Genomic DNA, 21,260 nt, shown 5'->3' on the forward strand with positions numbered 1-21,260 from the left:
CAAGCGTCGTTCCGGTCATTCCGCCCTTGCGGCGGAGGCTTCGACCAGCGAGGCGGCGATTGCCATGGCAAGGAGCTTGCCCTTGGCCCTTACCGCGCCGCTGTCAAAGTCGCGCGCCGACAAGGCAAGGTCCATGCCCTCGCGCATCAGAATTTGTTGTGCCCTGTAAACTGCCCAGTTTTCGACGTCGTCACGCTTCTGCATCGCGCTGCCCCCCGGCTAAATCATTTAGCGTTGTCGTTCTGCTCTCAATCCGGCCTGAACGCAGGCACATGAGGCGAATCACCCGAGCACGCAGACAGAATGCGGCATTTCCGCGAAATCGGAAGCACAACTTTTCAGCGATGAAAAATTATGGCGAATTCACCCCTCACGCGTTGCGCAGCCGGCCTTCCAAGAGGTCAAGAACCGCCCTTCCGGCTTCCATGACATTGGTGCCGGGGCCGAAGACGGCGGCAACGCCATGGTCGAGCAGGAACTGGTAATCCTGGCGCGGCACGACGCCGCCGACCACGACGATAATATCCGCAGCACCCTTGGCTTTCAGCGCCTCGATCAGCTGCGGCGCCAGCGTCTTGTGGCCCGCGGCAAGCGACGACATGCCGATGACATGCACCTGGGCGCTGACAGCCATATCGGCCGCCTCTTCCGGCGTCTGGAACAGCGGGCCGGCCAGCACATCGAAGCCTATATCGCCAAAAGCCGAGGCGATGATCTTGGCGCCGCGATCATGGCCGTCCTGGCCAAGCTTGGCGACCATGATCTTCGGCTTGCGGCCGGTCGTCTGCGAAAAGCCGGACAGCCGGGCGGACAGCACTGCCAGTTCCGGCTCGTCCTTGTAAGCATCGCCATAGATATCGCTGACGACTTCGGGAACGGCGGTGTGATCGCCGAAGACGATGCGCAGCGCATCGGAGATTTCGCCAACGGTGGCACGGGCGCGGGCAGCGGTGACGGCCGCTTCTAGGATGTTGCCATCACCGGTGCGGGCAATCTGCGTCAACGCTTCCAGCGCTGCCTGGACCTCGGCGCTGTCGCGGCGTTTGCGCGTCTCTTCGATGCGCCTGATCTGGGCGGTGCGCACCGCGGCATTGTCGATATCCAGAATGTCGAGATCGTCCTCGCTCTCCAGCCGGTATTTGTTGACGCCGACGATGACCTCTTCGCCCTTGTCGACGGCGGCCTGGCGGCGGGTGGCCGCCTGTTCGATCAACCGCTTGGGCAGGCCGTCGGCCACCGCCTTGGTCATGCCGCCGAGCGCCTCGACCTCTTCCATCAGCGCCCAGGCCTTGTCAGCAAGCTCGGCCGTCAGGCTCTCGACATAATATGAGCCGGCTAATGGATCGACAACCTTGGTGACGCCGGTCTCGTGCTGCAGGATCAACTGGGTGTTGCGGGCAATGCGCGAGGAGAATTCGGTAGGCAGCGCAATGGCTTCGTCGAAGGAGTTGGTGTGCAGAGACTGGGTGCCGCCGAGCACCGCCGACATCGCCTCGAATGCGGTGCGGATAATGTTGTTGTAAGGGTCCTGTTCCTGCAGGGAGACACCCGATGTCTGGCAATGGGTACGCAGCATCAGCGAGGACTGTTTCTTGGGATGAAAGCCTTCCATGATGCGGGTCCAGAGCAGCCGGGCGGCGCGCAGCTTGGCGGCTTCCATGAAGAAATTCATGCCGATGGCAAAGAAGAACGACAAGCGGCCGGCGAATTCATCGACACTCAACCCCTTGGCGATGGCAGCACGGACATATTCGCGGCCATCGGCGAGCGTAAAGGCCAGTTCCTGCACCAGCGTCGCCCCGGCCTCCTGCATGTGATAGCCGGAAATCGAGATTGAGTTGAACTTCGGCATTTCGCGGGCGGTATAGTCGATGATATCGGCAACGATCCGCATCGAGGGTTCGGGCGGATAGATATAGGTGTTGCGAACCATGAACTCCTTGAGAATGTCGTTCTGGATCGTTCCCGACAAGTGCGCACGCGGCACGCCCTGCTCCTCACCCGCCACGATGAAGGAGGCCAGGATCGGGACGACGGCGCCGTTCATGGTCATCGAGACGGATATTTTTTCCAGCGGTATGCCGTCGAACAGGATCTTCATGTCCTCGACCGAATCGATCGCCACACCGGCCTTGCCGACGTCGCCCTCGACGCGCGGATGATCCGAATCGTAACCGCGATGGGTGGCCAGGTCGAAGGCGACGGAAACGCCCTGCTGGCCGCCCGCCAGCGCCTTGCGGTAAAAGGCATTCGAGGCTTCGGCGGTGGAAAAGCCGGCATATTGCCGGATGGTCCAGGGCCGCCCGGCATACATGGTGGCGCGCGGGCCGCGGGTGAAGGGGGACAGCCCCGGCAGCGAGCCGAGATGACCAGCGGCTTCAAGATCGGCCTCGGTATAGAGCGGCTTGACGGCAATGCCCTCCGGCGTCTGCCAGGTGAGCGTCTCGGGCGGGGATTTCAGCTCGCGTTCGGCAAGGCTTGCCCAGTCGGCGAGGGGGTGTTTATCGGACATGCTCTGCATCCCTTTATTCGTCAACATGCGGCGGTTGGCCCGGTCTGATCTCCCCCTTGAGGTGGAGATGTCGGTGAACCGACAGAGGCGGTAAGCATCATTCTCCCCTCACCAACAAAATCTAAGACTTAGCTAAAGCTAAGATCTTGATTTTGTATCCTCTCCCGCAAGGGGAGAGGTAGGACCCCGAGCTTTCCACATCGTACCTCTCCCCCTGCGGGAGAGGAAGCAATTTCAACATCTTAGCTTCAGCTAAGTGTTAGAAATTGCAGGTGAGGGGCTCACTTTTACTCGAACTCCATGATCAGCTCATCCACCGCAAGGCTGGTGCCGGCGGAAACCGCCACGCGCTTGACGATGCCACGGCGTTCGGCGCGCAGAATGTTTTCCATTTTCATCGCTTCCACCGTCGCCAGCGCCTGGCCGGCTTCGACGGTTTCGCCCGAAACAACCGTGACGGCGGTGATGACGCCGGGCATGGGGCAGAGCAGCATCTTCGACGTATCCGGCGGCAGCTTGACCGGCATCAGCCGGGCGAGTTCGGCGACGCGCGGGCTGCGCACATGGGCGGTGATATCGATGCCGCGCCAGCGCAGGCGGATGCCGGTGCCGACGCGATCGATCTTCACGCCCATCGCGGTCCCATCGATGTGGAAGGTGGCGTGGCTGCGGCCGGGCGTCCAGCCGCCGGAGGCCGCAATCACGGTGCCATCGGACAGCCGGATCGTGGGGCCGTCCGCTGACGTGCCGAGCGACACCGCATGTTCCTGGCCGGCAAACGTGACGACCCAATCCTTGCCGATCACCCGGCGATGATTGCCGATCGTGCCGGAAATCTGCACGGCGCGGTCCTGCAGCGCCTGATGCACCAGCGCGGCGACAGCTGCGAGCCTGGCCGCCGAGGCCGCATCGGGCTCGACGCCGTGGAAACCATCGGGGAATTCCTCGGCGATGAAGGCGGTGGTGATATGCCCTGAGCGGAACCGGTCGTGCTGCATGACGGCCGAAAGGAACGGCAGGTTATGGCCGATGCCATCGACCTCGAAATCGTCAAGTGCGGCACTCATCGCATCGATGGCGGTCAATCTGTCCGGAGCCCAGGTGCAGAGCTTGGCGACCATCGGATCGTAATACATCGAGATCTCGCCGCCCTCGAACACGCCGGTATCGTTGCGCACGATGGTGCCGGCAGGGGTCGTGCCTTCGGCGGGCGGCCGGTAGCGGGAGAGGCGGCCGATCGAGGGCAGGAAATTGCGATAGGGATCCTCCGCATAAAGCCGGCTTTCGATCGCCCAGCCGTTGAGCTTTATATCGTCTTGGCCAAAGGCCAGCTTTTCGCCCGAGGCGACGCGGATCATCTGCTCGACCAGATCGATGCCGGTGATCAGCTCGGTGACGGGGTGTTCGACCTGCAGGCGGGTGTTCATCTCGAGGAAATAGAAGTTTCTGCTGCCATCGACGATGAATTCGACGGTGCCGGCCGAATGATAGCCGACGGCCTTCGACAGGGCGACGGCCTGTTCGCCCATGGCGCGGCGGGTCTTTTCGTCGAGGAACGGCGAGGGGGCCTCCTCGATGACCTTCTGGTTGCGCCGCTGGATCGAGCATTCGCGCTCGCCGAGATAGAGCACGGTGCCATGGGTGTCGCCGAGCACCTGGATTTCGATATGGCGCGGCTGGGTGACGAATTTCTCGATGAAAATGCGGTCGTCGCCGAAGGAATTCTTCGCCTCGTTCTTCGAGGACTGGAAACCCTCGCGGGCCTCCGCATCGTTCCAGGCGATGCGCATGCCCTTGCCGCCGCCGCCGGCCGAGGCCTTGATCATCACGGGATAGCCGATCGACGCCGAAATCGTCACAGCCTCATCGGCATCGGCAATCAGGCCCATATGGCCGGGCACGGTGGAAACGCCGGCTTCGGCCGCCAGCTTTTTCGACGTGATCTTGTCGCCCATCGCCTGAATGGCGCCAACAGGCGGGCCGATGAAGGCAATGCCTTCCTTCTCCAGGGCTTGCGCAAACGCAGCATTCTCCGACAGGAAACCGTAGCCAGGATGCACGGCGTCCGCCCCGGTCTTGCGGATCGCCTCAAGGATCCTGTCGATGACGATATAGGACTGGCTGGATGGCGCCGGCCCGATATGCACGGCCTCGTCGGCTTGTCTCACATGCAGCGCATCGGCATCGGCATCGGAATAGACGGCGACGGTGGCGATGCCCATTTTCCGGGCGGTCTTGATCACCCGGCAGGCGATCTCGCCGCGATTGGCGATGAGGATTTTCTGGATCATGGGTGGCTGCCCTCGCTCATTCCGCAGTTTTCCGGGTGCTGCGCGCAGCGCCTGCATCCGTCTTCTCGTCCTCGAACGCCTGCGGGAAATTCTTGCGGGCGAGCGGCTCGTTGAACTTCAGGAGCGCCTCGTAGGAGGCCGGATCGAAGCCGCGTTCGGCCGGAAGCAATTCGCGGCCGAACAGGCGGCAGAGCCGCTCGCCGTCGAGATTGCCGCGTTGGAACGGCGCCGTGCCGAAATACTGCCACAGCGCCTGCACGAAGCCGATATCGGCAAGTGCCACCGATTGATCCATGGTCCGGTGCCGCGGCCAGGCCGTCAGCGGCGTGACCTTGGAATTGGCCCGGCGCAGGGTGAACTGCCACTGGGTTCCGAGCAGGCCGGCGGGAAAGCCGCGATGCTTGGGCATTTCGGGGGTCTTGGCCATGGTCTCAGATTTCCATCACGTCTTCGAAGGCTTCCGGGAAACTCTTGCGCGCCACCTTTTCATTGATGCGCAGCAGGGCTTCATAGGAGGTGGGATCGAACGGCTCTGCCGCCGGCACGACCTCGCGGCCGAACAGAAGGTTGAGCCGTCCGGCGTCGAGATTGCCGCGCTCGAAAGGCTCTGCGCCGAAATGGTGCCAGAGCGCATGCAAAAAGGCGGCATCGACCTTTTGTTCGATCGAGTTCGGGCGGGCGAGGCGCTGCAGCACCTTGAGCGGCGTCACGCCCTTCTCGTTTGCCCGGCGGATGGTGAAATGATGGCCATGGCCCGGCAAGCCGGAGGGAAAACCCCTGTGTTTCGTCATCTCGGGCCGTTTGGCCATCTTGGTCTCCTTACGCCTTGGCCGCGCCGTTCGGGGCGATCTTGTCCTGCGTCTTCGTCTCGAAGTCGGAGGCGTCGTGGCGCTCATGCAGCTGTTCTGAGAGGTCGCCGTTCAGGCGGTTGACCATGCGGCCGCGCTTGACTGCGGGGCGGGCCGCGATCTCGGCCGTCCAGCGCTGCACATGCTTGTAGCTCTGCACATCGAGGAAGGTGCCGGCATCGCCATAGGCCTGGCCGAGCGCCAGATTGCCGTACCAGGGCCAGGTCGCCATGTCGGCGATGGTATAGTCAGAGCCCGCGAGGAACTGATTGTTTGCCAGATGCCGGTCGAGCACGTCGAGCTGACGCTTCACCTCCATGGCATAACGGTCGATGGCATATTTGATATGGATCGGCGCATAGGCATAGAAATGGCCAAAACCGCCGCCGAGGAACGGCGCCGAGCCCATCTGCCAGAACAGCCAGTTGAATGTCTCGGTGCGGGCGCGAAGCTCCGTCGGCAGGAAGGCGCCGAACTTTTCAGCGAGATAGAGCAGGATCGAAGCGGATTCGAACACGCGCACCGGCTCGCCGCCGCCCTTCGGGCCGTGGTCCATCAGTGCCGGGATTTTCGAGTTCGGGTTGACGTCGACAAAGCCTGAACCGAACTGGTCGCCATCGCCGATCCGGATCGGCCAGGCGTCGTATTCGGCATCGGTGTGACCCGCTTCCAACAGCTCTTCCAGCATGATCGTGACCTTGACGCCGTTCGGCGTCGCCAGCGAATAGAGCTGCAGCGGATGCTTGCCGGTCGGCAGCGGCTTGTCCTGCGTTGCTCCGGCGATCGGCCGATTGATATTGGCGAATGCGCCGCCATTGCCCTTGTCCCATGTCCAGACTTTGGGAACTTCGTAACCGGCGGGAAAATTATCGGCGGGGTTTTTTTCGGTCATGGGTTTTGGGTCCTTGATAGCGGGGATGTGCGCGAGAGGAGAGCACAAAAGGGATATGGGAAGCCAGCCAGGGGTTTCGCTAGCACTGATCGTCACTTTTCTCCCAAGGCGTCATTTTCTTCTCTGTCATCTTCGGGCTTGACCCGAGGATCCATGCCCGGCATTGCGGCGGAGTGTGTGGCTGTGGATCCTCGGGTCAAGCCCGAGGATGACGGCTGAGCGTTGTGGCGCATCCTACCTCACAACGGGATCGTATCGTGCTTGCGCCACAGCTGCTCCTGCCGCTTGCCGCGCAGCGAGGCAAAGGCGCGGGCGATGCGGCGGCGTGACGAGTGGGGCATGATCACTTCGTCGATGAAGCCGCGTTCGGCGGCCTTGAACGGGTTGGCGAAGTTGACCTCGTATTCTGCCGTGCGCGCGGCGATTTTTTCCGCGTCGCCCAGTTCGGAGCGGTAGAGGATTTCGGTGGCGCCCTTGGCGCCCATCACGGCGATTTCGGCGGTCGGCCAGGCATAGTTGACGTCGGCGCCAATATGTTTGGAGGCCATGACGTCATAGGCGCCGCCATAGGCCTTGCGGGTGATCAGCGTCACCATCGGCACCGTCGCCTGGCTATAGGCGAACAAAAGCTTGGCACCGTGCTTGATGACGCCGCCATATTCCTGCGCCACGCCAGGCAGGAAGCCGGGCACATCGACCAGCGTTAGGATCGGGATCAAGAAGGCATCGCAAAAGCGCACGAAACGGGCGGCCTTGCGCGACGAATCGATATCGAGGCAGCCGGCCAGCACCATTGGCTGGTTGGCGACGACGCCGACGGTCTGGCCCTCCAGCCGGATGAAGCCGGTGATGATGTTGCGGGCAAAGGCTTCCTGGAGCTCGAAAAAGTCGCCTTCGTCGGCGACCGCGTGGATCAGCTCCTTCATGTCGTAGGGTTTCGCCGAACTGTCGGGGATCAGCGTGTCCAGCCGGTTTTCGATGCGGGCGGGATCGTCGTGGAACGGACGGACCGGCGGTTTCTCGCGGTTGTTGAGCGGCAGAAAATCAAACAGCAACCGGACCTGTTCCAAGGTCTCGATATCGTTTTCATAGGCCGCGTCGGCAACCGAGGATCTCTTCGTATGGGTGCCGGCGCCACCCAGTTCCTCGGCCGTGACAATCTCGTTGGTGACGGTTTTCACCACGTCGGGGCCGGTGACGAACATGTAGGACGTGTCGCGCACCATGAAGATGAAATCGGTCATGGCCGGCGAATAGACGGCACCGCCGGCGCAGGGGCCCATGATGACGGAAATCTGCGGGATGACGCCGGAGGCCTCGGCATTGCGGCGGAACACTTCCGCATAGCCGGCAAGCGAAGCGACGCCTTCCTGGATGCGGGCACCGCCGGAATCGTTCAGCCCGATCACTGGTGCGCCGTTGCGCACAGCCATGTCCATGATCTTGCAGATCTTTTGCGCATGGGTTTCAGACAGAGAGCCGCCGAGAACGGTGAAATCCTGGGAGAAGACATAGACCTGGCGGCCGTTGATCGTGCCCCAGCCGGTGACAACGCCATCGCCGGCCACTTTCTGCTCGGCCATGCCGAAATCGACAGCGCGGTGGGTGACATACATGTCGTATTCTTCGAACGAACCTTCATCGAGCAGCACCTCGATGCGCTCGCGCGCCGTCAGCTTGCCCTTGGCATGCTGGGCATCGATGCGCTTTTGCCCGCCGCCAAGACGCGCCTCGGCGCGGCGCGCTTCCACGGTTTCGATGATATTGCGCATGCTTCCTCCCGTCGTCTTTGTCTCCTGCTTAGCCGGAAACACGATCGAAGGAAATCACCGATCGCGCAAGCAAGCCGCCTGTTAGACAAAAGGGGAATCCGAGCCCGGCCGCATCTTTTCCGGCCAAGGCGCGTTAGCGGCATATGCAAACGGAGAAAAGCCAATGCCCCTGAAAGCCCTTGCCCTGAACGGCACGCTCAAATCCTCGTCCTCGACTGAAAAATCATCGACCGCCCATATGCTCGACCTGATCGCAGCCGAGTTCAGGAAATACGATGTCAGCACCGACACGATCTGGCTTGCCGATCACGATATCAAGCCGGGCGTGACCTCCGATGAGGGGGACGGCGACGCATGGCCTGACATTCGCAGGCAAATTCTGGCGGCCGATATTTTGATCATGGGCACGCCGATCTGGATGGGTCAACCGGGCAGCGTCTGCAAGCGGGCGCTGGAGCGCATGGATGCATTCCTCGATGAAACCGACGAGGCCGGGCGGATGGTCTCCTATGGCAAGGTCGCAGCCGTCGCGGTGGCCGGCAACGAGGACGGCGCGCATCATGTGTCGGCCGAGGTCTATCAGGCGCTGAACGATGTCGGCTTCACGATTCCCGCCAATGCGGTCGCCTATTGGGTCGGCGAGGCGATGGGATCGGTCAATTTCGTCGATCTCGACACGGTGCCGGAGGCCGTGGAGACAATGATCTCCATGCTGGCCCGCAACACCACGCATCTTGCCGGCTTGCTCAAGCACTCGCAATATCCCGGCGAAGACGCGTAACTGCCTTCACCGGAGGATCGATCATGCCGGATCGGCACCCATCACCAGCCCCTCGATGTCATGCTTCTGGCTGATCGGCACCAGTTCATCGACGACGCGGCAGACGAGGTGCTTCTTGGCCTTGTCCGGCAAGGCGTCGAAATAGTCCTGCGTCACCATCATGTCGTGCAGTTCGGCATGGCCAGCACCCGGCGCATCGACGCCGAGCACCATGACCGGCCTTGCGATTGGCGAAAGATGCTCGGTGCCGCGATGAACTGTCAGCGCCGAGCGGCAGGAAATATCGCCGCGCTGCGGGAACTTGCGGGTGGCGCGGTCCTGGAACCGACCCCAGAGCGCCTTGTCCGGAAACATCTCATGCTTCCAGTCGCGGCCGTCATCATATTGAGTGCCGGGTGCGATCTCGAACGGACCCATATCCGGCGTGACATCGACGCCGGTCAGGTTGAAGGCGAGCGAGGTGATGCGGCGGTCCACATAGGTATCCTCCGGCGACGGGAAGTCACGGTGCCAGGGCTGGTAGCGCGCACCTTCGAAGGGTACGTCGAGGCCGATTTCAACGATCTGGTAGTCTGGTCCCAGCGCGTTCTCGCACATGGCGATCACCCACGGATGCATGATGAGATCGACGAAGCCGCTGAAATTCTGCGGATGGATTTCCACATACCAGCGCCTCGGACCCCGGCCAACCGCGCCGCCCGCCCGCTGGATGGCCGACCAGAAGGCCGTCATCATATCCTCGCGCATCGCATCGGCCCAGTCGGGCGCAAAGGCGCCCTTCAGGCCGGTGATGCCGTCCTCCTGAAGCGTCTTGAGATTGGCCTGCAGGTCAAATCGTGCCGGTGCGTTCATAATCGGTCTCCTCCGTTATGCCCAGCCTAGTGCAACTAATAATTATTAGTCAATATGCTTATGAGAATAAATAAGTTAAGTTTTCCTCTGCACCCGGAGAGGCCATCCTTGACCAAGACGAAACATGAAAAGCCGCCGCGCCGCGTGACGATGACGGATGTGGCACGGCTTGCGGGCTGTTCGCAGGCAACAGTGTCGTTCGTCCTCAACAATGCGACGGGCGTGACGATCTCGGCAGACACGCGCGGCAAGGTCATCGAGGCGGCCCGCACGCTGGGCTACGGCGCGTCCTCGCTCATTCACCGGCCAATGCTCGGCAGCCACGGCACGATCGGCTTCATCTGCGATCAGCTGGCGACCACGCCGGAATCGGTCAATGCTATCGAGGGCGCAAGGCAGGCCTCCTGGGACGAAGGCGCCACCATCCTCGTTGCCCAGACGATGGGCAAGCCGGAGCGCGAGGAAAAGGCCGTCGAGGCGATGCTGCGCAGCGGCATCGAGGGGCTGATCTACATGACGGTCTTTACCCGGCAGGTGACGCCGCCGGCCTTTCTCCAAGGGCTCCCGGTCCCGGTCGTGCTGTTGAATTGCTATGCGCCGGACAGCGGCTTTCCCGCCGTGGTTCCCGATGAGGCCGCCGGTGGCTTTGCGGCCACCGAAACGCTGATCCGGCTTGGACATCGCCGCATCGCGACCATTGTCGGCGAACCCTTCATGGAGGCCGCGCAGGACCGGCTGAAAGGCTACAAAAGGGCGCTGGCCAAGGCCGGGATTGCCTATGATGCCGGGCTGGTGGGCGAAGGCAACTGGTCGCCGACCTCGGGTTTCGAAGCGACGCAGCGTTTTCTGGCGCTGAAGGACCGGCCGACCGCGTTCTTCTGCCAGAACGACAAGATGGCATCCGGCTGCTACAACGCCTTGCGCGACGCCGGGCTGAAGATCCCGCAGGATGTCTCCGTCATCGGCTATGACGACGACGAGCTCTGCCGCCACCTGCGCCCGCAGCTCACCACGCTGATCCTGCCGCACCGGGCGATGGGCGCCTGGGCGGTCTCACAGCTCAGCAAGGGACGCAGATCCGGCAAGGACGCCTATCCGCTCACCAAGATGGACTGCAACCTGATCGAACGCGATTCGCTGGCAGCTCCCGCGTAAGCCTGCTGGAAGATAAGCCGGCTAAGGAGATCACTCGCCGTCCTTACGCTACGTTGCGCAGGGCCGGGTCTGGGATCGGTACGGCTGCCATCAGGGCCTGGGTATAGGCATCCGCCGGGTTTTCGAAGACGGCGCGGCGCGATCCCATTTCAACGATACGGCCGGAGCGCATGACGGCGACATGGTGAGACATGCGCTCGATCACGGCCATATCGTGCGAAATCAGCAGATAGGCGAGCCCCATGGTTTCCTGCAGCTCCAGCATGAGGTCGAGCACGCGGGCGCGCACCGAGACATCGAGCGCTGCGACGCTTTCATCGGCGACGATCAGCTTGGGCCCGAGCGTCAGTGCTCTGGCGATACAGATGCGCTGGCGCTGGCCGCCGGAGAATTCGTGCGGATAGCGGCTGGCCGCATCCGGCTGCAGGCCGACGCGGCGCAGGAGTTCGGCCACACGGTCGTCTCGCTCGCCCTTGTTGGCAAGGCCATGGATGATCAGCGGCTCGGCAATGGCAGCACCGACCGCCATGCGCGGATCGAGCGAGGCGTAGGGATCCTGAAATATCATCTGCGCGCTGCGCCGCACCGGCCGCATCTGGCGCTGGCTGAGGCCGCCAATGTTCTGGCCGTCGATCACGACGTCGCCGGTAAAGGGAATGAGGCCGAGCACAGCCTTGCCGGTGGTGGATTTGCCCGAGCCGCTTTCGCCGACAAGGCCGAGCGTCTGGCCGGGAAGGATCTCGAAGGAGACACCGCTGACCGCTAAAGCTGGCGGCTTTTTGCCGGAAAGCCAGCCTGCCGCCTTGCCGTAAGTGACGTCGAGTGCGCGCACGGTCAGCACCGGCGTGCGCTCAAGCGGCGTCGCATCCGCCGTGATCGGGCTGATGCGCGGCGGGCCATCGGTGCCAGCATGGGCGCCGAGCCGGGGAACGGCGGCCAGCAGATCCTGGGTGTAGCGCTGCGCCGGGGCATTGAAGATCGGCAGGGCATCGCCCTGCTCGATGATGCGGCCGGCCTGCATGATGACGACGCGGTCGGCCATCTGGGCGACGACGCCCATGTCATGGGTGATCAGGATGATCGAAGCGCCGAATTCGCGCTTCAGCTCGTCCATCAGCTTGAGGATCTGCGCCTGCACGGTGACATCGAGCGCCGTTGTTGGCTCGTCGGCGATCAGCACTTTCGGCCGGCAGGAGAGCGCCATGGCGATCATCACGCGCTGGCGCATGCCGCCGGACAGTTCGTGCGGATATTGTTTCAGCCGTTTGGCCGGCTCCGTCATATGCACGGCATCGAGCATGCGCAGCGCGACAGCCTCGGCGCTGCCGCCTTCCGATCCCTGATGCTCGCGAATGGCCTCGGTCAGCTGCGCGCCGATCGACATGACCGGGTTGAGCGAGGTCATCGGCTCTTGAAAGACCATCGCGACATCGCCGCCGCGCACGCTGCGCATCGCGCTGTTGGACAGCCGCGACAGCTTGCGGCCCTCAAGCGAAATGCTGCCGGAGGCGATCTGCAGGGAAGCCTTGGGCAAAAGCCCCATGATGGCAAGCGAGGTCACCGATTTGCCCGACCCGCTTTCACCGGCAATGCAGAGCGTTTCCCCAAGTCTCAAATCGAAACTGACATCGTCGAGAACGCGCCTGCGGCCTTCCGGCGTGCGGGCATCGACGCAGAGCCTGTCGATGGTGAGGACCGGTGGGGAAACGGGAAAAGCAGATGTCACGCGAACACGATCCTTGGGAAATAGAAGGAAACGACCCAATTGGGCATATCGACGATCTCGCTGATTCTGAGATCGCCGCAGACCGAGCAGAGCAGGTAGGCATCGACGGGGTTCATGCCATGTTCGGAGCCGAGCAGGTCGATCATCCGCATCAGCGCTTCGCGCGCACCGGTCATCAGGTCCGGGCCGATGCCGGTCGTGACCTCGTAGCCCATGCCGTCGAGATGGCGGGTAACCGGTTCGGTGGTGGTGAAGCGCGGGCTCTGCAGGCGCGCGTCCTTGACCAGCTCGATCGTCGCCTCGACCTCCATCTGGCTTTCGATCGCAGTGCCGCAGACTTCGCCGTCGCCCTGGGCGGCGTGGGTGTCGCCGATCGAAAACAGCGCGCCCTCGACCTCGACGGGCAGATAGAGTGTCACGCCCGATGTCAGGTCGCGAATATCGAGATTGCCGCCGACGCGGCGCGGCGGCACGACGGAATGCAGCCCGGGTTCGGCCGGAGCAACGCCGATCGTTCCGGCAAAGGGTTTCAGCGGCACCTTGCCGCCGGGACCGTAGAGCGACGGCGCCATGCTGTTCGGATCGTAGGACCACATGTGCAGGGCCGGTTCCTTGAACTGGTCGGCCAGAAGCCCGAAACCTGGAATATTCGCTGTCCAGCCGATGCCGGAGGGGATGAAGCGGCGGATCGTCACCTTCAGCGCATCGCCGGGCTTCGCGCCCTCGACATAGACGGGGCCGGTGACCGGATTGATCTTGTTGAAATCGAGCGCGGCGAGTGTTTCCAGCGTCGATCCAGCACCAAGCTGGCCACCGGAGGAATCCAGGCATTCGAAATGGATGGTCTCACCGGGCTTGGCAATGAGCGCGGGCTCGAAATCCTTGTTCCAGCCGAAATTATGCTGGGCACGATGGATGGTATGGGTGCAGGCGACGCACATTGGTTGTTCTCCCTTGGAAGCGCGGCCCATCGGATCACTGACGTGCGCGCATATCGTTATTCTTGGTTGGCAGGAGCGGCGCGCTCCCTCTTCTCCCCACCGGGGAGAAGGTGGCCCGAAGGGCCGGATGAGGGGGAGCCAAGCACTCTTAATGTGCCGCGCCGCCCCCTCATCGCCTCGCCTTAGCTCGGCACTTCTCCCCGCTGGGGAGAAGAGGCTGCAGCTTGCGTGCGCCACTCACGATCATGGCTCCGACGATCACGGCTCCGGGCAATTCGCCGGAGCCGTGACGATTGGCTTACTCCTTCACAAAGATCGCGTCGTAATTGATGACGCGGGTCGGGTCGACATAGATGTCGCCAGCGCCGCCCATGCGCGGCGACTTGGCGACGACGCGGCGTTCGTTGGTGAGCGGGATCCACGGCGCGTCCGCCATGATGTCGGTGAAGATCTTGCCCCATTCGGCCTGACGCTCGGCAGCCTTGGCTGGATCCGACATTGAATCGGCGGCGATCGCGCGGGCGTCGAGATCCTTGTTGCAATACCAGGACCAGTTCCAACCGCCCTGAACCGCACCCGAGCAACCAAGAATCGGGCCGTAGAAGTTGGACGGATCCGGAAAGTCGGCGATCCAGGCCATGCCGCCCGACCAGATCATCGGCGCTTCGCCTTCGGTACCGCCGGCGGCGATCACGTTGGCCTGCGCCAGCGCGCGAACCTCGGCCTTGACGCCGACAGCAGCCAGGTCCTGCTGGATCGCCTGGGCGATGCGCGGCTGCGGATCGGTGTTGGTGGAATAAAGGACCGTTTCAAAACCATCCGGGAAACCGGCTTCTGCGAGCAGCGCCTTGGCCTTCTCGACATCGAAGGCATAGCCGGTGAAGGCCTTGTCGTAGCCCGGCATAAGCGGCGGCAGCGGCTGGTTGGCAGCCGTCGCGCGGCCGTTCAGGATGCGGGTGATACGCTCCTTGTTGATGGCCATGTTCAGGGCCTGTCGAACCTTCACATTGTCGAAGGGCGCCACCTTGGTGTTGAGCGTGATATAGCCGGTGTGCAGCTGCGCGCCATCGACGATGATATCGGCGCCCTCAGGCGAGTTCTTGATCTCGAGGAACTTGGCAGGCGGCACGCCGTCGCCGGCAATATCGACTTCGCCCTTTTGCAGCCGCAGGAGTGCCACCAGCGGCTCCTGGCCGACTTCGACAGTGAACTTGTCGATATGTGGCATGTCCTTGACGAAATAATCCGGGTTGCGCTCGAACACGAGGCGCTGGCCGACGGTCCATTCTTTCAGCACGAACGTGCCCGAACCCACGGGGTTCTTGCCGAAATCGCCGCCTGCCGCCTCGACGGCTTCCTTCGGCACGACGGAGGCGAAGTTGATGGCGAGAACATGCAGGAAGGTGGCGTCGGGGCGCGACAGCGTGAAAACGACGGTGGAATCGTCCGGCGTCGTGATGCCCTCCATCGTCGGCGATGTGCCGCCGCTGACCGCGTCAAACCCCTTGATGGCACCGAAGAAGCCGGCACCGGGGCCTTGCGTCTTCGGATCGACGGCGCGCTCGATCGAATATTTGACGTCGGAGGCGGCGACCTCGCGGCCATTGGTGAACTTCACGCCCTTGCGCAGCTTGAAGGTGTAGGTGAGGCCATCGGGCGACACGGTGAAGCTTTCGGCCAGCGACGGGATCAGGTCCGGCGTGCCCGGCGTATAGTCCATCAGCCGCGAATAGAGGCTCTTGATCATCGACCAGTTGACCCAGTCATAGCCGATGGCCGGATCGAGCGTGGCAATGTCGTCCTTATAGGTGATGACGATATCGCCGCCCTGCTTGATCGTATCCTGCGCGAAGGCAGGCAGCGGGGTGAAGGCGAGCGCCATTGCGATCGTGGAATTTCGAAGCCAGCGTTTGAACATTTGAGTTCCCCTTTTTGGTTGCTGATTTAAATTACCGCGCACGGATGCGCGGATCGATGAGTGGCGCGATCAGATCGGCGACGAGATTGCCGATCACGATTGCAAGTGCGGACACCAGCGTCACGCCCATGATGATCGGGATATCGACCTGCTGGATCGCCTGCCAGGCAAGTTGGCCGATGCCGGGCCAGCCATAGACGGCCTCAACCACCACAACGCCGCTCATGAACTGGCCGATATCGATGCCGATCATGGCAATGATCGGAAGGAGCGCATTCGGCAGCGCATGGCGAAAGACGATGCGGGCGGACGACAGGCCCTTGGCACGGGCGGTGCGGACATAATCCTGGTTGAGCACGTCGATCATTGCGGAGCGGACCATGCGCGCATACCAGCCGGCCCCCAGAATGCCGAGCGTGGTGGCGGGAAGCACGACATGGGCAAAGGTGCCAAAGCCGCTCATCGGAAACCAGGCCAGCGTGACCGCAAAGACATAGAGAAGCAGAAGCGCTGCCACGAATTGCGGGGCGGACACGCCGACGAACGATGCCATCATCACGAACCGGTCGACCGGCCCGCCACGGCGCACGGCGGCGAGGACGCCGAGCAAAAGGCCGAGCACCACCTCGACGGCGATACCGGCCGCCATCAGAATCAAGGTTGCCGGAAGACGGGCCGCGATCAGCGCGCCGACATCGGTTTTCTGCGCATAGGAGCGGCCGAGATTGCCTTCGGACAAGCCCTTCAGATAGGTCCAGAATTGCGAGAGCAGCGGCTGGTCGAGACCGAGTTCATGGCGGATATTGGCGACCGTCTGGGCCGTTGCGCTGCGGCCGGCGATCATCCGGGCAGGATCGGCGGGCAGGGCATAGAGCAGCAGGAAAGTGATGGCCGCAACGCCGAACAGGATGAGCGCCGTCTGCACGAGCCGCCGCAGGATCAGAAAGATCATCTCAACCCCTCCCGCGCTGGGTCGGGTCGAGAATATCGCGCAGCGCATCGCCGACCAGATTGAAGGAGAGCGCGGTCAGAAGGATGACGGCGCCGGGAATGAACACCAGCCAGGGGGCTGCCTGGAAATAGCTCTGGCTTTCGAAGATGATATTGCCCCAGGAGGGCGTCGGCGGCTGCACGCCAATGCCAAGGAACGACAGCGTCGCTTCCAGAAGCACCGTGGTGGCGATGCCGAGCGTGCCCCAGACGATCGCCGTCGGCATCAGATGCGGCAGGATGTGATGAAACAGGATGCGGACATGACCAGCCCCCAGCGACCGTTCGGCCAGGATGAAGTCACGCTCCACCAGACCGCGGGTCTCGGTATAGACGATGCGCGCGACCTGTACCCAATTGACCAGTGCAATCACCATGGCGACGATCCACAGGCTCGGGCGCAGGAGCGCTGCCAGCACGATGGCCAGAAGCAGTGCCGGAAAGGCCATCATCAGATCGGTAAAGCGCATCAGCGCATTGCCGACGAGGCCGCGCATATAGCCGGACAGAATGCCAATCAAAAGCCCGATCGCAACCGCGATGCCATTGGCGACAAGGCCGATGACCAGCGACGTGCGGGCGCCGTAGAGCAGGCGGGAGAACAGGTCGCGGCCGAGCGTATCGGTGCCGAGCAGGAACTGGGCGCTTGGCGGCATTGGCGCACCTTCGAGCGTCAGCCCGTCAAACATCTGTTCATCGGGATTATAGGGCGCAATGAGTGGTGCGGCGACCGCCATGAAAATGACGAGGGCGACGATCGCCAGGCCGAACAGCGCCGACGGCTGGCGGATCATGCTTTTCAGAATGCGCATCAACCGGCCTCCGGCATGGGCTCGGCGCCGCCGAGAATGGAGGCTGCGATCTGCTCCATCGGCATGCGGCGGCGCATCGCGCAATTGCGCAGGATCGTATAGGCGAGTTCCTCGTCGACATGGCGCTCGGCAATGATGCGCTCGACGGCGGCATGCACCAGCGGCCGCAGCCGGACGCGCTCTTCCAGATGGTTCAGCTTGTCGATCACGGCCTTGCGTTCGCGGTGGATGCCGAGCGCCATGACCAGGGCGGGATAGACGGCCGAGGAGGCCAGCGGCTTGGCGATGATGGCGCCGACACCCTGCTGCATCGCCCAGGCAATGCGTCCTGGCGCCTCGGACCCGAGTAGTGCGACGAGCGGCCGCGGTGCATTTTTACCGCTCCAGGGCAAAAGGCCGTCCCAACCCTGATCGGCATCAACAAGAACGAAATCCGGCAGGTCGGCGGCATCGAGCGGTTGCCATTGAACCGTCACCTCAAAGCCGATCAGCTTCAGCTGGCGTGGCAGGCGTTCGGTGGTGTTGTCTTCCCGGTGCAGGACCGTGGCGCGCCAGCCGGTGAAATTCGGTGTTTCCCTCATGACACGATCCTCAGCTGCACTGGCTTCCGGGTACGGCGGCCGGTCAGATAGGGGTCGGCGGGGATGGCCGGCTGCGAGGCGATGATATCGAAACCGCCCTCATCGTTGATCCGCCCGAGATGGAAGGGGAGTGCTGCGTGGCGGGTATCGGGGTTGATCACGATCGGCCCGAGGACGGTCGGCAGGGGTGCTGCTGAAAGCTGGCGCGCAACGGCGACAGGTTCATCCGTTCCAGCTGCCATGATCGCGTCGGTGCAGAGTTTGACGGAGGCATAGGCGCTGGCAAACACACAGGAAATACGCCGCTCAATGCCGAACTTGGCGGAGACCCGCGCCTTGAAGGCGGCATTTTCCGGCGTTTCCAGCGTATCGAAATAGGCGGCCGCGCTCAGCTGGCCGGTGGCGACACCAAGGCCGATATGGGGCAGTTCGCCTTCCTGCAGGTCGCAGCTCACCACCGGGCAGTTTTCCGGAAGGAAGGCTGGATTGCGGGCGCCGAGCGCCCGAATGGCGGCGAGAAAGGCATAGCTGGACGGGCCGATGAAATTGTTGAGGATGAAGCTTGGCCGTTGCCGTTCGATATCCAGAACAATGCGCTCGACGGCGGTTTCCTCCAGCGGCAAATAGCGCTCTCCAAGCACCTCGCCACCGGCTTCCTCGATCAGCTCGCGGGCCAGCCGGTTCATTTCCCAGCCCCAGACATAGTTGGCGCCGACCAGATAGGGACGGCGGCCAAAGCGCGGGATTAAGTAGCTAAACAGCGGCAACAGGTGCTGGTTGGGGCAGCCGCCGGTATAGATGACATTGTCATTGGCCTCGAAACCCTCATAAGGGCACATATACCAGAGCAGGCCATCATGTTTTTCGACAAGCGGGATGACTTCCTTGCGGGCAAGCGAGGTGATGGTGCCGATGATATGCCGGCAGCCATGGTCGCGCAGCATGGCGCGCGCACCTTCAAGATAGGCGGCGATATCGGCATGCGGGTCGATGGTCACCGGCTCGATGGCATTGCCATGGAGGGCACGGATTTCCTCGATGGCAAAATCAGCGCCGTCACGCGCGTCGCGCCCGATCTCGGCATAGGGGCCGGTCGTCGAATACAGAATGCCAATTCGTACCGTGTTTTTCATCAGCCCGCCAAAAACCAAAAACCCCACGACGCCGTGCCCATCTGAGATGGGAGCATCGTGGGGCCAAACTGCCCATCGACCAAGAGGTCATGTGAATGAATGTGCTTAATTCGTTGGCAGGATTAAAATACGGGCATTGCGTTCATGTCAAGCAGGATTCGCGTGGGCGGGCGCGATGAAAAGCAACCAAGCGCGAAACCGGGATTCGAGGATGCTGAGCGCAAATCCTGAAACAAAAAAAGCCCGGCGAACCGGGCTTTTTTGGATGTTCAGAACTGCCGGAGCAGTTGTGAATATGAAATTGGTGCCCAGAAGAGGACTCGAACCTCCACACCCTTTCGAGTACCAGCACCTGAAGCTGGCGCGTCTACCAATTCCGCCATCTGGGCGACGAGCGGGGGTGTACGGGCCCCACGCTTTTGTGTCAACAGGGTTTTTGAAGTTTTCTTGAAATTGTCGGGAAAAGTTGAGCAAACCGTTGAACGGCAAAGATTTTCCCCGAAACAATTTCGTTGCATTCTCCCGTCGTCAGGCTTTTGCGTGCGCCTCGCCAAAGGCGCGGATGGCGGCGAGCCCCTGGTCCAGAACGCGCTTTGCCTGATCCGCCGTTTCCGCTTCGGCATAGCAGCGCATTTCCGGCGCATTGCCGGATGGACGGAAGTGAACGATGCTGCGATCGGTCAGCATGACGCGCAATCCGTCGATATCGCTCACCGTTTCGGGCTTGCCGATCGGGGCGAGAAACGCGGCCAGATTGTCCATTCCGGAACGGAGGTGGCGCATCAGCGCGGCACTGGTTTCCAGCGGAAAATTCTCGATCCGGTCGCTCAGCGCCACCGGGAGCGCAAAGTCTGCCGCAATCGCCGAAAGCGGCTTCTTGCGCTGTGCGGCCAGCGACAGCACGGCCAGCGCCGGCAGGAAGCTGTCACGCGTCGGCAGAGCTTTCAACGTGGCGCCGTTCAAGGTGAAGTCCGTGGCGGTCAGGGTGCCGCCGTTGGCCTCGAAGCCGGCGACGCCGGTCTTGCCGCTGCGGACCGCCTCCAGCATGCCTTCGATGACGAAGGGCGAGCCGACACGGGTGCGCAGGATGGTCAGGTCCGGCTGGCGCTCCAGGCCGGAATTGGAGGTGACGGGGGTCACGGCCACCGTGGCGCCGGTGAATTGCGCTGCGATCAGGCCGAGAAGGTCGCCGCGCAGCGGCAGGCCGGTTTCGTCGCTGACCAGAGGACGGTCGCCGTCGCCATCGGCCGAGACGATCGCGTCGAGCCTGTGTTCGCGCGCCCAGGCCTGGAGCAGGTCAATGGTTGCGGGCGACACTGCCTCGGTATCCACCGGAATGAAATCGGCGGAGCGGCCGAGCGCCACGACCTCAGCGCCATAGCCGGACAGGACCTCGACAAACAGGTCGCGCGCCACCGTGCTGTGCTGGTAAACGCCGACCTTGAGGCCGGACAGGGCGCCTGCGGGAAGGATCGAAGCATTGCGGGTGAGGAAGAGCGCTTCGGCGTGGCGGGCGTGATCGGCGGCCTCACCGGGTGTTGCATCGATCGCGACGGGCTCCGCCATGATCGCCTCCGCCTGCCGGCCGATGGCTTCCTCGTCGATCTTGGAGATTTCGCCGTCCGGGCGGTAGAACTTGATACCGTTGCGATCGGCTGGAATGTGCGAGCCGGTAACCATCAATGCGGCGGCGCCGAGTTCCAATCCGTAGAGCGCCAAGGCCGGCGTCGGCACAGTGCCGCAATCGAAAACGCTCAGTCCGGCGCGGGTCAAGGCACCGGCGCAGATCGCAGAAATCTCCGGGCTGGAGGCCCTAAAATCGCGGCCAAGCAGGATCGGATCACCTTGCTTGGCCTGTCCGGACGAGATCAGATGACGGGCGAAGGCCGTTGCATAGAGGGCGGCAGGGGGGCCGTTCAGGTCGATGGAAAGGCCGCGCAGGCCGCTGGTACCGAATTTCAAACTCAATCTATCCTCCGTCGCGCCGGCGGGATTGCGATAATCCGGCGGGTGACTTGCAGTCAATATTGGGGCATTCTGCCGCTTGTGAAAGGTT

At 62.7% G+C, this 21,260-nt stretch carries 18 protein-coding genes and 1 tRNA gene; 2 read left to right on the forward strand and 17 right to left on the reverse strand.

The genetic code is table 11. The features are described from left to right. Positions 1-15: 15 nt before the first annotated feature. The 7 genes from ASD32_RS10345 to ASD32_RS10375 all read right to left on the reverse strand — a co-directional run bounded on the left by ASD32_RS10345 (position 16) and on the right by ASD32_RS10375 (position 8,315). On the reverse strand, positions 16-204 hold the full coding sequence (locus ASD32_RS10345) for a hypothetical protein (protein ID WP_060637944.1): 189 nt from the start codon (positions 202-204) through the stop codon (positions 16-18). Positions 205-370: 166 nt separating this feature from the next. Further along, entirely contained in the window at positions 371-2,512 is a 2,142-nt protein-coding gene (scpA, locus tag ASD32_RS10350) for a methylmalonyl-CoA mutase (protein ID WP_060638156.1), read from the reverse strand. Between the two features lie 287 nt (positions 2,513-2,799). Next, complete coding sequence (locus tag ASD32_RS10355) at positions 2,800-4,803, reverse strand: acetyl/propionyl/methylcrotonyl-CoA carboxylase subunit alpha (protein ID WP_060637945.1); 2,004 nt, start codon at positions 4,801-4,803, stop codon at positions 2,800-2,802. Between the two features lie 16 nt (positions 4,804-4,819). After that, on the reverse strand, positions 4,820-5,230 hold the full coding sequence (locus ASD32_RS10360) for a hypothetical protein (protein WP_060637946.1): 411 nt from the start codon (positions 5,228-5,230) through the stop codon (positions 4,820-4,822). A 4-nt stretch (positions 5,231-5,234) separates the two neighbouring features. Further along, positions 5,235-5,612: a hypothetical protein gene (locus ASD32_RS10365; RefSeq protein WP_060637947.1), complete on the reverse strand. Its 378-nt coding sequence runs from the start codon at positions 5,610-5,612 to the stop codon at positions 5,235-5,237. A gap of 10 nt (positions 5,613-5,622) precedes the next feature. After that, a complete protein-coding gene (gene yghU, locus ASD32_RS10370) occupies positions 5,623-6,543 on the reverse strand; it encodes a glutathione-dependent disulfide-bond oxidoreductase (protein WP_060637948.1) in 921 nt (306 codons plus the stop codon). A gap of 239 nt (positions 6,544-6,782) precedes the next feature. Then, positions 6,783-8,315, reverse strand: a complete 1,533-nt coding sequence (locus ASD32_RS10375) for an acyl-CoA carboxylase subunit beta (RefSeq protein ID WP_060637949.1) — start codon at positions 8,313-8,315, stop codon at positions 6,783-6,785. 163 nt (positions 8,316-8,478) lie between these two features. On the opposite strand from ASD32_RS10375, the gene ASD32_RS10380 reads away from it, so the two are divergent. After that, a complete protein-coding gene (locus ASD32_RS10380) occupies positions 8,479-9,096 on the forward strand; it encodes an NAD(P)H-dependent oxidoreductase (protein ID WP_060637950.1) in 618 nt (205 codons plus the stop codon). A 21-nt stretch (positions 9,097-9,117) separates the two neighbouring features. Here ASD32_RS10380 and ASD32_RS10385 read toward each other — a convergent pair whose 3' ends face one another. Further along, the gene (locus ASD32_RS10385) at positions 9,118-9,948 is read right to left on the reverse strand and encodes a phytanoyl-CoA dioxygenase family protein (protein ID WP_060637951.1); all 831 of its coding nucleotides are present in this window, start codon (positions 9,946-9,948) and stop codon (positions 9,118-9,120) included. A gap of 108 nt (positions 9,949-10,056) precedes the next feature. Here ASD32_RS10385 and ASD32_RS10390 point away from each other — a divergent pair, with 108 nt between their 5' ends. After that, a complete protein-coding gene (locus tag ASD32_RS10390) occupies positions 10,057-11,103 on the forward strand; it encodes a LacI family DNA-binding transcriptional regulator (protein WP_348270737.1) in 1,047 nt (348 codons plus the stop codon). 43 nt (positions 11,104-11,146) lie between these two features. Here the strand turns inward: ASD32_RS10390 and ASD32_RS10395 are convergent, their stop codons facing one another. From ASD32_RS10395 to ASD32_RS10435, 9 genes are all read right to left on the reverse strand, one after another. After that, positions 11,147-12,829 (reverse strand): ABC transporter ATP-binding protein, encoded by a 1,683-nt coding sequence (locus ASD32_RS10395; protein WP_060637952.1) that lies wholly within the window; start codon positions 12,827-12,829, stop codon positions 11,147-11,149. Next, positions 12,826-13,770 (reverse strand): acetamidase/formamidase family protein, encoded by a 945-nt coding sequence (locus tag ASD32_RS10400; RefSeq protein WP_060637953.1) that lies wholly within the window; start codon positions 13,768-13,770, stop codon positions 12,826-12,828. The genes ASD32_RS10395 and ASD32_RS10400 overlap by 4 nt, the downstream gene beginning before the upstream one ends. A gap of 298 nt (positions 13,771-14,068) precedes the next feature. Further along, positions 14,069-15,688: an ABC transporter substrate-binding protein gene (locus ASD32_RS10405; protein ID WP_060637954.1), complete on the reverse strand. Its 1,620-nt coding sequence runs from the start codon at positions 15,686-15,688 to the stop codon at positions 14,069-14,071. Between the two features lie 31 nt (positions 15,689-15,719). Further along, positions 15,720-16,640, reverse strand: coding sequence for an ABC transporter permease (locus ASD32_RS10410; RefSeq protein ID WP_060637955.1), 921 nt, complete (start codon positions 16,638-16,640; stop codon positions 15,720-15,722). A 1-nt stretch (position 16,641) separates the two neighbouring features. After that, entirely contained in the window at positions 16,642-17,490 is an 849-nt protein-coding gene (locus ASD32_RS10415) for an ABC transporter permease (RefSeq protein ID WP_060637956.1), read from the reverse strand. Further along, positions 17,490-18,071 carry an ANTAR domain-containing protein gene (locus ASD32_RS10420; protein ID WP_060637957.1) on the reverse strand — a complete coding sequence of 194 codons (582 nt, stop codon included), beginning with the start codon at positions 18,069-18,071 and terminating at the stop codon, positions 17,490-17,492. Before ASD32_RS10420 ends, ASD32_RS10415 begins: the two co-directional genes overlap by 1 nt. Next, positions 18,068-19,204 (reverse strand): transporter substrate-binding protein, encoded by a 1,137-nt coding sequence (locus tag ASD32_RS10425; protein WP_060638158.1) that lies wholly within the window; start codon positions 19,202-19,204, stop codon positions 18,068-18,070. Before ASD32_RS10425 ends, ASD32_RS10420 begins: the two co-directional genes overlap by 4 nt. 302 nt (positions 19,205-19,506) lie before the next feature. Beyond that, positions 19,507-19,593: transfer RNA gene (locus ASD32_RS10430), tRNA-Leu, on the reverse strand. A gap of 139 nt (positions 19,594-19,732) precedes the next feature. Then, positions 19,733-21,172: a phosphomannomutase gene (locus ASD32_RS10435; protein ID WP_060637958.1), complete on the reverse strand. Its 1,440-nt coding sequence runs from the start codon at positions 21,170-21,172 to the stop codon at positions 19,733-19,735. Between the last annotated feature and the right edge of the window lie 88 nt (positions 21,173-21,260).

Origin of the sequence: Rhizobium sp. Root483D2 (genome assembly GCF_001426685.1) — a bacterium.
Lineage (GTDB): Bacteria > Pseudomonadota > Alphaproteobacteria > Rhizobiales > Rhizobiaceae > Pararhizobium > Pararhizobium qamdonense.